Here is a 12,671-nt window from a genome sequence, read left to right on the forward strand (position 1 = left end):
TCGGTGGAAAACGAGACGGCCATTGCGCTGAAAGCTTTTACGGAACGTTATTGCGACGCGTGGCACGCAGCGCGCGGCACCTGGCCACAAAGCGAGGAGCTGCACGGAATACCATCGCCCTGCATTATCTCTTCAACCGATGAGTATGTGATTTGGCAACCTCAGCCATTCTCCGCGCAACCGAACGTAAACCCGATTGAGCAGGCAATGGAGATTGTGGTACAGACGCCGGTTCATACGTTTTATACCACGCAATTCGCCGGGGATATGCCCGCGCGCCTTGGTGCACTGCCGCTGACGCTGCTGCAAACCTGGAGCGAGGAGGATTTTCTGCGCGTACAGGAAAACCTGATTGGTCATCTTGTCACGCAGAAAAGGTTAAAGCTTTCGCCGACGTTGTTTATCGCCACACTTGATAGCGAGCTGGATGTCATTTCGCTGTGTAATCTGAGCGGTGAAGTGGTGCAAGAAACGCTGGGTACCCGTCAGCGTACCGTTCTGGCCCCCAGCCTTGAGGATTTTCTTAATCGGCTCGAACCTGTCGTGTAGTCCTCGATGCTACTCTGCGTGTGCGAGATCTCTCACGCGACCTGTAAGAGATCGCCAGGACATTTGCCATACTGTCATTGTGCTATTCCCCCTATACTTATTTAATTTCATAACGTTACACCTTAACCCTTATACCTAAAGGGTTTCATTCAAAAGATAATTTGCGTTAGGTGTTCTTGTAAGGGGGGGCAGAATGGGTAATTCTGTTTCTGTCGACAGGGAGTCTGACAACGAAGCGTACATCAGGATGATGTTGCTTCAGGGACACACCGGGAAGGTGCTACAGGGAAAGGCTTCAGGATGAAGCAGCAGGACAACGCAGGATTGCGCTAAGGGACACCTCCAGGAAGGAGAATGAGAGTCGGTCAGGATGGCCGGCAGATCAGGATGATCAGGGACACGCATTAAGGATGAGGCTAAGTCACATCGGGGTGGTGTGAGCATGATGCACAGTTCACGGATGAACCGGTCAGGAGACCACAGGAAAAGTTTTCAAGGATGAGCAGGGAGCACAACGAGTAGCCGGACTGCTACGAAACGAACCGGGAGCACTGTTTTTACAGTGCTCCCTTTTTTTATTTGCTCTGGTCTTTGCTATGCTGCGCGCCAGTCTGTTTTCTACCGGGGGTTTTTATGACTCTTCACCAACGAGTGCGCGAGCAACTTCATCAACTCGAAGCGCAACTGCGCGAGCAAAATCTGTGGCAAAGCGCGGCGCCAGCGCCGGATGCCTTTGAAAGCACGCAACCCTTCTGTATGGATACCCTTGAGCCGTTCGAGTGGCTGCAATGGGTATTAATTCCGCGTATGCACGCACTGCTGGACAGCCAGCAGCCGCTGCCGCAGGCGTTTGCCATCGCGCCCTATTATGAAATCGCTGTTGACGCCACGCACCCCTCCCGTGAGGTGATGCTGGTTCACCTTCAGCAGCTTGACACGCTGTTCGCCGGTGAAGATGACTAATGCTGGAGATTATTTACCAGGACGAATGGCTGGTGGCGGTGAACAAACCCTCTGGCTGGCTGGTACACCGTAGCTGGCTGGATCGCGATGAAAAAGTGGTGGTAATGCAAACCGTGCGCGACCAAATCGGCCAGCACGTTTTTACCGCGCACCGTCTCGACAGGCCAACGTCCGGCGTTTTATTGATGGGCCTTTCCAGCGAAGCGGGTCGCCGCCTGGCGCAGCAGTTTGAGCAGCATCAAATCCAGAAACGCTATCATGCGATTGTGCGCGGTTGGTTGATGGAAGAGGCGCTGCTTGATTACCCGCTGGTGGAGGAGCTGGACAAAGTCGCCGACAAATTCGCCCGCGCGAATAAAGAGCCGCAGGCAGCGGTAACCCATTATCGAGGGCTGGCGACCACCGAAATGCCCGTGGCGACCAGTAAATTCCCGACCACCCGTTATGGGCTGGTTGAACTGGAACCGAAAACCGGCCGCAAACATCAATTACGCCGCCATCTGGCGCACTTACGTCATCCGATCATTGGCGACAGCAAGCACGGCGATTTGCGGCAAAACCGCAGCGCCGCAGAGCATTTTGGTTGTCAGCGGCTGATGCTGCATGCCAGCCAGTTAACGCTCACGCACCCGTTTACCGGCGAAGCTTTAACGCTGCGCGCCGGGCTGGATGAAGTGTGGATGCAGGCGCTGTCGCGCTTCGGCTGGCGTGGGCTTCTCCCTGATAATGAAAGGGTTGAGTTTGCGCCGCTGAACGGTCAGGATGAGGGCCATCTCGAATCACACAAGGAGTGATGAGCATGGCGAAGGTCGGAATTTTTGTTGGCACCATGTACGGTAATTCGCTGCTGGTGGCGGAAGAAGCGCAGGAAATCTTAAACGCGCACGGCCATAGCGCGATGGTGTTTGAAGATCCCACCGCAGCGGACTGGGATAACAACAAAGGCCATTATGCGCTGGTGGTAACGTCTACGACCGGGCAGGGCGATTTGCCGGACAGCATTGCGCCGTTGTTCCACTACCTGCGCGATACCGTGGGTTATCAGCCGGATTTACATTATGGTGTGATTGCCCTGGGCGATAGCACATACGCCAATTTCTGCGGCGGCGGCAAACAGTTTGATGCGTTGTTGCAGGAGCAGAGCGCACAGCGCATCGGTGATATGCTGCTGATTGACGCGAATGAAGATCCGGAGCCGGAAAGCGTGTCAAATCCGTGGGTTGAACACTGGGCAACGCTGCTGAAATAACGTTTTCCCTCCTCAGACGGGGAGGGGAAATGCCCTCTTTTTTCGGCGTCAAGCGACGCATTTCACATTCTTCGATCTTTACCTTCGTCTGATCTTCTTTGCCGATCCCGGCTTCCATTTCCGTGAAGTACTCCCCATCACCCTGGGCTAATGCAATAAAGCAACTTGCCGGGTCTGATGAATGTTGTGTTGTTGCACGGTGAGAGTTGAAAGGCCGCTTCTTATACTTTTCTTGCCAGTCAAAAAATGCGTTCTGCTAAGGGGAAAAACCCCGGCAGGAACAGCAAAAAACACAACTACATCATCCTGTCTTCCCCTACAGGTTGTGCCGTACAGGATGAATGTACAAAGAACATTGATGCTTCGGGAGTACAACCATGAGTACATTCAGCCAGGCGGCGAGCGGCGCTGAAAAGCGCACAAACGCCCGCTACTGGATAGTGGTGATGCTGTTTATCGTCACATCCTTCAACTACGGCGATCGCGCTACTTTGTCGATTGCCGGTTCGGAGATGTCCAAAGCCATCGGCCTTGATTCGATCGCAATGGGTTATGTTTTTTCTGCATTTTCCTGGGCCTATGTGATTGGCCAGATACCGGGCGGCTGGTTGCTTGACCGCTTCGGCTCCAAACGGGTCTATTTCTGGTCCATCTTTACCTGGTCGCTGTTTACCTTATTGCAGGGCTTTGTCGATATCTTCAGTGGCTTCGGCATCATCGTGGCGCTCTTTACTCTGCGTTTTATGGTCGGTCTGGCCGAATCGCCCTCTTTCCCCGGTAACAGTCGTATCGTTGCGGCCTGGTTCCCGGCGCAAGAGAGGGGCACGGCGGTGGCGATTTTTAACTCCGCACAATATTTCGCGACCGTTATCTTTGCACCGATCATGGGCTGGCTGACGCACGAAGTGGGCTGGTCGCACGTCTTCTTCTTCATGGGCGGTTTAGGGATCTTCATCAGTCTGCTGTGGCAGAAAATGATCCACGAGCCGAATCAGCACCCGGGCGTCAACAAGAAGGAGCTGGAGTACATTGCCGAAGGCGGCGCGCTGATCAACATGGATCAGAAGAACAACATTCACAGTGTCCCGTTCTCGGAAAAATGGGGGCAGATTAAGCAACTGCTGGGTTCGCGCATGATGATCGGCGTTTACCTGGGGCAGTACTGCATTAACGCCCTGACTTACTTCTTCATCACCTGGTTCCCGGTGTATCTGGTGCAGGCGCGCGGCATGTCGATCCTGAAGGCCGGTTTTATGGCGTCGATTCCGGCCATTTGCGGGTTTGTCGGCGGTGTACTTGGCGGCATCATTTCAGACTGGTTAATGCGTCGCTACGGCTCGCTGAATATGGCGCGCAAAACACCGATCGTGCTGGGCATGCTGCTCTCGATGAGCATGGTGTTCTGTAACTACACCAACTCGGAAATGATGATCATCGGCTTTATGTCGTTGGCTTTCTTCGGTAAAGGGATTGGCGCGCTGGGCTGGGCGGTGATGGCAGATACCGCGCCGAAAGAGATCAGCGGTCTGAGCGGCGGCCTGTTCAATATGTTCGGCAACATCTCCGGCATCGTGACGCCCATTGCTATCGGCTATATCGTTGGTACTACCGGTTCGTTTAATGGCGCGCTGATTTATGTCGGTATCCATGCGCTGGTCGCGGTACTGAGCTACCTGGTGCTGGTCGGCGATATCAAACGTATCATACTGAAACCTACAGGACGTGAGTAATGAATACACAAGCCAGCCCGATTATCACCGGGATGAAAGTTATTCCCGTAGCCGGGCATGACAGTATGCTGATGAACATTGGCGGCGCGCATAACGCTTACTTTACGCGCAACATCGTCGTGCTTACGGATAACGCCGGGAATACTGGTGTCGGTGAAGCGCCCGGCGGCGAAGTGATCTACAAAACGCTGGTCGATGCCACTCCGATGGTGGTCGGGCAGGAAGTTGCCCGGCTGAATAAAGTGGTGCAGCGCGTGCATAAAGGCAACCAGGCGGCGGATTTCGATACCTTCGGCAAAGGCGCATGGACCTTTGAACTGCGCGTCAATGCCGTTGCAGCGCTGGAAGCCGCGCTGCTCGATCTGCTCGGTAAAGCGCTGAACGTACCGGTGTGCGAGCTGCTTGGCCCTGGCAAACAGCGCGATGCCGTAACGGTACTGGGTTATCTGTTCTATGTCGGCGATCGCACGAAAACCGATCTTCCCTATCTGGATGCCACGCCCGGCAGCCACGAATGGTATCGCCTGCGTCATCAGGAAGCGATGACCAGCGATGCGGTGGTGCGTCTGGCGGAGGCCTCGCAGGATCGCTACGGCTTTAAAGATTTCAAACTTAAAGGCGGTGTCCTGCCCGGTGAGCAAGAGATTGAAACCGTGAAGGCGTTGAAAAAACGCTTCCCGAGTGCGCGCATTACGGTGGATCCGAACGGTGCCTGGCTGCTGGACGAAGCCATTAGCCTGTGTAAAGGGCTGAATGATGTGCTGACCTACGCCGAAGATCCGTGTGGTGCCGAGCAGGGCTTTTCCGGCCGCGAAGTGATGGCGGAATTCCGCCGCGCCACCGGTCTGCCGGTCGCCACCAATATGATCGCCACCAACTGGCGAGAAATGGGTCACGCAGTGATGCTGAATGCCGTCGATATTCCGCTGGCGGATCCGCACTTCTGGACGCTCTCTGGTGCCGTGCGGGTTGCGCAGTTGTGCGATGACTGGGGGCTGACCTGGGGTTGTCACTCCAACAATCATTTCGATATTTCACTGGCGATGTTTACCCATGTCGGCGCTGCTGCGCCGGGAACGCCAACCGCTATCGACACTCACTGGATCTGGCAGGAGGGCGATGCCCGCCTGACCAAACAGCCGCTGGAAATCAGGCAGGGCAAAATCGCCGTGCCGGATGCGCCAGGCCTTGGCGTGGAGATCGACTGGCATCAAATCGAGAAAGCGCATGCCGCCTATAAAAAACTGCCTGGCGGCGCGCGCAATGACGCAGGCCCGATGCAGTACCTCATCCCGGGCTGGACGTTTGACAAAAAACGCCCGGTCTTTGGACGTCATTGAGAGAGAAAAGGATAAAAAATGAGCACATATACGTCTACCCCCGTTGTCGCATCCATGCAGGTGATCCCGGTTGCCGGGCACGACAGCATGTTGATGAACCTGAGCGGCGCGCATGCCCCTTTTTTCACCCGCAATATCGTGGTGATCAAAGACAACGCAGGGCACACCGGCGTGGGGGAAATTCCGGGCGGCGAGAAAATCCGTAAAACGCTGGAAGATGCGATTCCGCTGGTGGTGGGTAAAACGCTGGGTGAATACAAAAACGTGCTGAACAGCGTGCGCCAGACTTTTGCCGATCGCGATTCCGGCGGCCGCGGTCTGCAAACCTTCGACCTGCGCACCACGATCCATGTGGTGACGGGCATCGAAGCGGCGATGCTGGATCTGTTAGGCCAGCACCTTGGCGTCAACGTCGCCTCCCTGCTGGGTGAAGGCCAGCAGCGTAATGAAGTGGAGATGCTGGGCTACCTGTTCTTCGTCGGCGACAGCAAAAAAACGCCGCTGCCGTACCAAAGCCAGCCGGATGACAAATGCGACTGGTATCGCGTTCGCCATGAAGAGGCAATGACGCCGGATCGCGTTGTGCGTCTGGCGGAAGCCGCTTATGAAAAATATGGCTTTAACGATTTCAAACTGAAAGGCGGCGTTCTGGCGGGCATGGAAGAGGCGGAAGCCATTTCCGCGCTGGCAAAACGCTTCCCGCAGGCGCGCGTTACGCTGGATCCGAATGGCGCATGGTCGCTGGATGAAGCCATCAAAATCGGTAAGCACCTGAAAGGCGTGCTGGCTTACGCGGAAGATCCTTGCGGTGCTGAACAGGGCTTCTCCGGCCGTGAAGTGATGGCAGAATTCCGCCGTGCGACCGGTCTGCCGACGGCGACCAACATGATCGCCACCGACTGGCGTCAGATGGGCCATACGCTGTCGCTGCAATCGGTGGATATTCCGCTGGCGGATCCGCATTTCTGGACGATGCAGGGCTCGGTACGCGTGGCGCAAATGTGCCACGAATTTGGCCTGACCTGGGGTTCACACTCCAACAACCACTTCGATATTTCTCTGGCGATGTTCACTCACGTCGCTGCCGCTGCGCCTGGCAACATTACCGCTATCGACACACACTGGATCTGGCAGGAAGGCAATCAGCGCCTGACTAAACAGCCGTTCGAAATCAAAGGCGGGATGGTACAGGTGCCGACCACGCCGGGTCTGGGCGTTGAACTGGATATGGATCAGGTGATGAAAGCCAACGCGCTGTACCAAAAACATGGACTTGGCGCGCGTGATGATGCGATGGGGATGCAGTATCTGATCCCTGACTGGAAGTTTGATAACAAACGGCCCTGCATGGTGCGTTAATGAAATTGCCAGTCCTTGCGGGGGCTGGCATTTCCGTACCTTTCCTGGGTGTATGCTTATTGTTGTGAATATGCATAAGGATGGCTTATGAAGATTGTTATCGCTCCTGACTCTTACAAAGAAAGCTTAAGCGCCCTGGAAGTCGCGACGGCTATTGAGCGTGGTTTTCGCGAGATATTTCCCTCGGCGGAGTATATAAAAATTCCGGTTGCAGACGGTGGCGAAGGGACGGTAGAAGCCATGGTTGCTGCGACCAACGGTCGTATTGTTAAGGTAGCGGTGAAAGGCCCGCTTGGCGAACAAGCGGAAGGGTTTTATGGCATTTCCGGCGATGAGCAGTCGGCGTTCATTGAAATGGCGGCGGCCAGCGGGCTGGAAATGGTGCCGCCTGCGAAGCGCGATCCGCTGATTACCACGTCGTGGGGAACCGGTGAACTGATCCGCCATGCGCTGGATGCTGGCGTTAAACATATCATTATTGGTATCGGCGGCAGCGCCACCAATGACGGCGGCGCAGGCATGGTGCAGGCGCTGGGCGCGAAGCTGCTCGACGAGCAGGATCGGCAGATTGCGCCAGGCGGCGCGGCGCTGGAATCGCTGGCGCGCATCGATCTCCGCGAGCTGGATAAACGCCTTGCCGGTTGTCGCATTGAGGTGGCCTGCGACGTCACCAATCCCTTAACCGGCGAAGCGGGGGCATCGGCCGTTTTTGGCCCGCAGAAAGGCGCTACGCCAGAGATGATTGCCCGGCTGGATAAGGCGCTGGCGCATTATGCCGGGATCATTGCCCGCGATCTGGATATCGACGTACTGAACCTGGCGGGCGGCGGCGCAGCGGGCGGCATGGGCGCGGCGTTATATGCCTTCTGCGGCGCGGAATTGCGCCAGGGGATTGAGATCGTCACCGACGCACTGGCGCTGGATAAACACGTCAGGGGCGCGGATCTGGTGATCACCGGCGAAGGGCGCATCGACAGCCAGACGGTGCATGGCAAGGTGCCGGTCGGCGTAGCGAAAGTGGCCAAACGCTACAATATTCCGGTGATCGGCATTGCCGGGAGCCTCACCGCCGATGTTGGCGTGGTGCACGATCACGGCATTGATGCTGTTTTCAGCGTGCTCTATACGATCTGTACGCTGGAAAAAGCGCTGGAAAATGCAGGTGAAAACGTCCGCATGACGGCGCGCAATGTGGCGGCGGTGCTAAAAGCGGGGCAGCAACTGTAGTGATTTTTGCCGGATAGCGCAGGCGCTTATCCGGCTTACTAAAGAGACAAAATTTCGCGCTATCCCAGGCCGGATAAGGCAATGCCGTCATCCGGCGCTCAGGCCATCCGTGACTCTCAACATCGCTACCCAATCAACCGGTGCGCTTCGCGCGTAACGTTATCCATCTCATCAAGCAACTCCAGAAACTCCGGTTCCAGTTCGTCGGCACTGACGCCGCTACGCAGTTGATGCTCAATAAGCTGGCAGAGGTTTTTCAGCCGTGGAACGCCGCTGTAACCGCAACTGCCGTGCAGTTTGTGGATCGCTTCCGGCAGCCCCTGCGGCGCTTCGCCGACCAGTTGTTCCTCCACCATATTGCGGATCTCCGGCAGAAACTCGACCAGCATATGCAGCATCTCGCGCGCAAGGTCGGTTTTTCCCGCCGCCTGGCGCAGCGCCAGTTGCCAGTCGAGCGTGACATCGTGATTGATCGGTAGCTCCACCGGGATCTCTTCGGTTTCCGGCGTATGCCAGACGCTGGTTTCCGGGCCGGGCTTGTAGCGCAACAGCAGGTTATGCAGCTTATCTTCTTCGATTGGCTTGGCCAGATAATCGTTCATCCCGGCGCTGAGCAGCTTCTCTTTTTGCCCGGCCATCGCATGTGCGGTTACGGCGACCACTGGCGTTTGCTGCTGATGCGGCAGCTGGCGTATCAACTCGCAGGCGCGAATACCGTCCATCTCCGGCATCTGGATATCCATCAAAATCAGATCGAACTGCATCTGTTTGGCTCGCTCAATGGCCTGCAAGCCGTTCTCGCACAGTTCAACGTGCTGCACCTGATCGTCAAGCAGAACGCCGATCAGCTTCAGGTTCGCCGGGTTGTCATCCACCGCCATGACGCTCATCGGCAGTTTGCTTTCATCCGCATGTGAGGCCAGAACCAGCTGTGTCGTGCGGCAGTACTCGGTCAAAGCGGGCAGCAGGCGGGTGGTGGTCAGCGGTTTAAGCAGACAAGCCGCTGCGCCATCCTGTTTCAGCTCTTCGGCATTCACCTGCGCATGGCACGGCAGCGCCAGCAGCAGATAGTCGGTCATGGCTGCCGCACGCGCCAGGCGATCGTGCTGCATATTGAGCGGCTCGCGCACGGTTACCGGCACCGCCAACAGCAAAATATCGTAATGCCCTTGCGGGAGCGCCGAGAATGACGGGCTGTAAATTATCTCCAGTGGCGTGTTGTTCAGCACTTCCAGCGTGCTTTGCGCCGCTGCGGCATTCGGTTCAACATACGCCAGACGTTTACCGGCCAGTCTTTCCGTGGTGGGTGCTTCGCTGATGGCGTTTGGATTGAGGTCGAGATCAATATGGAACCAGAAGGTTGAACCCCGGTTCGGCTGGCTATGGAAAGAGATATCGCCGCCCATCTCATTCACCAGCCGTTGCGTGATCACCAGGCCCAGGCCAGTACCGCCGTGACGGCGCGAGATGCTGGCATCCGCCTGGCGAAATGCCTGGAACAGACGCGACTGATCGCGTTCCGGAATGCCGATGCCGGTATCGCGGATCTGCACCTCAATTTGCACTTTGTTATTGCTGATGGCGCGTTTCTCAACCACCACATCGATATTGCCATGTTCGGTAAACTTGATGGCGTTGCCGACCAGATTGGTGATCACCTGTTGCAGACGCAGCGGGTCGCCAATCACATTATCCGGAACATCATTTTTGATGTTCAGCGTTAGCTCAAGCCCCTTATCGTGCGCCGAGTGCGCCAGCAAGATCACCACCTCATCCAGCGTGTTGCGTAGAGGGAACGGAATGCTTTCGAGGATCAGTTTGCCCGCTTCCAGCTTGGAGAAGTCCAGCACATCGTTAATGATCGCCAGCAGATTATTCGCCGAGCGTTCAATGGTCAGCAGGTGATCGCGCTGGGTAGGATTCAGTTCAGATTTCAATGTCAAACGGGTAAAGCCAATCACGCCGTTCAGCGGTGTGCGCAGCTCATGAGACATATTGGCGAGGAACTCAGATTTAATTCGCGCGGCTTCCTGCGCACGCTTTTTCGCGAGGTCCAGCTCAACGTTCTGGATCTCCATCTGCTCCAGCGTTTCACGCAGATCCGAGGTGGATTGATCGATATTATGCTGCATCTCTTCGTGGTAGGCCGCCAGCGACATGGCCATCGAATTGATACCGTTTTTCAACATATCCAGCTCGCCGAGCATAAAACCTTCGACTCGGCTGTCGAGCTGCCCGCGACGGATACGGTCAACGGTATTCACCATATTACGAATGGGGCCGGTCACGTCGCGCATCAGACGCCAGCCAAAAATCAGCGCAATACCAATACAGAACAAAATCATCAGGCTGGAGATAAAAATCTCCTTGTACTGCTGCAGGCGAACCGATTTCAGATCCAACTGTAGCGCCACATAGCCAAGCATATTGCCGGTGATTTTATCCGCAGGCAGAGCGGTGTTTGCCGGTTCAAGCCCCTCGGACAGGATCGGCGTGCGCAGCACCATCGTATCGCCGCGGCGGGTAACGCTCAGCTTGCGCGGGAAAGGCTGCCCTTCTGGCAGCCTGAGAGCGTCGCCATCAAGCTGGAAATTGGACGAGACGAACACGTCGTTGCGCCCGTCGTAAATGGTGATAGCGCGGACGATGTCAGAATGGCGACGGTGAAGCACGCTAATCAACTGGCCAATGGCTTCGCGATCCTGTAGTGCCATGCTGTATTCACTGGAAACCGCCAGCGGTTCAATAATACTGGCGCCGGAGTCTTCCAGTTGACGCTGTAAATCGTTATAGCGGTGAACGACGAAAAAGATACTGAGCAGCACACCGATAAGCACGGTGGGTGCCAGGATCAGAATCATCATGCGTGCGCGCAAGCTGTAGTTGGTCATGGAGTTCCGTTATGGGAGAATTAGGCCATTACACAGTTATTGAGAATATTCACTGCAATGGCGCAATTCTACTCTGCAAAACGACGCGTGACGACTCGTGAGCGCATTACCGTCACGGTAACCGACCTCGATCCCTTTGGTCAGGGTGTTGCTCGCCATAATGGTAAGGCGTTGTTTATTCCCGGATTATTACCAGAAGAAACGGCGGAAATTACCCTCAAAGAGGAAAAACGTCAGTTTGCCCGTGGGGAAGTAAAACGTCGCCTGAATGACAGCCCGGAGCGCGTGAAACCGGCATGTCCGCATTTTGGCGTTTGCGGCGGGTGCCAGCAGCAACATGCCAGCATTGCCCTGCAACAGCGCAGTAAAAGCGCGGCGCTGGCGCGATTGATGAAGCAGGACATTGACGAGGTGATTGCCGCACAGCCGTGGGGATATCGCCGTCGGGCGCGTTTGAGCCTCAGCTGGCAGCCGAAAACGCAGCGTCTGGAGATGGGGTTTCGCAAAGCGGGCGACAGCGACATTATCAATGTGACGCGTTGCCCGGTACTGGTGCCCCGTCTTGAGGCAATGCTGGTGCCGCTGCACGAATGTCTGGCGGAGCTTGGTGCCGTGCGCCATCTGGGGCACGTCGAACTGGTGGAGGCCGACAATGGCCCACTGATGGTTTTGCGGCACACGGCGCCATTAAGTCACGCGGATAAAGAAAAACTGGAACGTTTTTCGCATTCTCAGGGGATTGCGCTGTACCTCGCGCCACAAAGCGAGATACTTGAACACGTTAGCGGAGAATCCCCCTGGTACAGCTCCGACGGGCTACGCTTAATGTTCAGCCCGCGGGACTTTATTCAGGTCAACGATGGCGTTAATCAGCAAATGGTGACCCATGCGCTGGCGTGGCTTGATATCCAGCCCGGCGACCGTGTACTGGATCTGTTCTGCGGTATGGGAAATTTCACTCTGCCGCTGGCGCAGCGCGCGTTAAGTGTCGTTGGGGTGGAAGGCGTCGCCGATCTGGTGGCGAAAGCGCAGGAGAATGCGCAACAGAATGGCTTGCAGAATGTGACATTCTTTCATGAAAATCTGGAGGATGATGTCACTCAGCAACCCTGGGCGAGCCAGGGATTTGATAAGGTGTTGCTCGATCCCGCGCGTGCTGGTGCTGCCGAAGTGATGCAACATATTATAAAATTGTCTCCCGGCAGAGTGGTGTACGTTTCCTGTAACCCCGCCACGCTTGCCCGTGACAGTGAAGCGCTATTAAATGCAGGTTACCAGATTCAGCGGCTGGCGATGCTGGACATGTTTCCACACACTGGCCATCTGGAATCGATGGTGTTGTTTGTGAAAAACAAATGATTAA

At 55.9% G+C, this 12,671-nt stretch carries 10 protein-coding genes; 9 read left to right on the forward strand and 1 reads right to left on the reverse strand.

The genetic code is table 11. The features are described from left to right. Positions 1-3 precede the first annotated feature (3 nt). The 8 genes from syd (at position 4) to C0557_RS03700 (ending at position 8,417) form a co-directional block, all read left to right on the forward strand. Positions 4-549, forward strand: a complete 546-nt coding sequence (gene syd, locus C0557_RS03665; protein ID WP_208657512.1) for a SecY-interacting protein — start codon at positions 4-6, stop codon at positions 547-549. Positions 550-1,182: 633 nt separating this feature from the next. Next, positions 1,183-1,512 carry a YqcC family protein gene (locus tag C0557_RS03670; RefSeq protein WP_208657513.1) on the forward strand — a complete coding sequence of 110 codons (330 nt, stop codon included), beginning with the start codon at positions 1,183-1,185 and terminating at the stop codon, positions 1,510-1,512. Continuing rightward, positions 1,512-2,306, forward strand: coding sequence for a tRNA pseudouridine(65) synthase TruC (gene truC / locus C0557_RS03675; RefSeq protein WP_208657514.1), 795 nt, complete (start codon positions 1,512-1,514; stop codon positions 2,304-2,306). Before C0557_RS03670 ends, truC begins: the two co-directional genes overlap by 1 nt. A gap of 5 nt (positions 2,307-2,311) precedes the next feature. Beyond that, a complete protein-coding gene (locus C0557_RS03680) occupies positions 2,312-2,761 on the forward strand; it encodes a flavodoxin (RefSeq protein WP_208657515.1) in 450 nt (149 codons plus the stop codon). 377 nt (positions 2,762-3,138) lie between these two features. After that, positions 3,139-4,491: an MFS transporter gene (locus tag C0557_RS03685; protein WP_208657516.1), complete on the forward strand. Its 1,353-nt coding sequence runs from the start codon at positions 3,139-3,141 to the stop codon at positions 4,489-4,491. Then, entirely contained in the window at positions 4,491-5,831 is a 1,341-nt protein-coding gene (locus tag C0557_RS03690; RefSeq protein ID WP_208657517.1) for an enolase C-terminal domain-like protein, read from the forward strand. Before C0557_RS03685 ends, C0557_RS03690 begins: the two co-directional genes overlap by 1 nt. Positions 5,832-5,849: 18 nt before the next feature. Beyond that, the gene (gene gudD, locus C0557_RS03695) at positions 5,850-7,190 is read left to right on the forward strand and encodes a glucarate dehydratase (RefSeq protein WP_074776892.1); all 1,341 of its coding nucleotides are present in this window, start codon (positions 5,850-5,852) and stop codon (positions 7,188-7,190) included. An 87-nt stretch (positions 7,191-7,277) separates the two neighbouring features. Further along, on the forward strand, positions 7,278-8,417 hold the full coding sequence (locus tag C0557_RS03700; RefSeq protein WP_208657518.1) for a glycerate kinase: 1,140 nt from the start codon (positions 7,278-7,280) through the stop codon (positions 8,415-8,417). Between the two features lie 125 nt (positions 8,418-8,542). Here C0557_RS03700 and barA read toward each other — a convergent pair whose 3' ends face one another. Further along, on the reverse strand, positions 8,543-11,308 hold the full coding sequence (gene barA, locus C0557_RS03705) for a two-component sensor histidine kinase BarA (RefSeq protein ID WP_208657519.1): 2,766 nt from the start codon (positions 11,306-11,308) through the stop codon (positions 8,543-8,545). A gap of 57 nt (positions 11,309-11,365) precedes the next feature. Between barA and rlmD the strand changes: the two genes are divergently transcribed. Further along, positions 11,366-12,667 carry a 23S rRNA (uracil(1939)-C(5))-methyltransferase RlmD gene (gene rlmD, locus C0557_RS03710; RefSeq protein WP_208657520.1) on the forward strand — a complete coding sequence of 434 codons (1,302 nt, stop codon included), beginning with the start codon at positions 11,366-11,368 and terminating at the stop codon, positions 12,665-12,667. Positions 12,668-12,671 lie beyond the last annotated feature (4 nt).

It is taken from the genome of Kosakonia sp. MUSA4, from assembly GCF_013085925.1.
GTDB lineage: Bacteria > Pseudomonadota > Gammaproteobacteria > Enterobacterales > Enterobacteriaceae > Kosakonia > Kosakonia sacchari_B.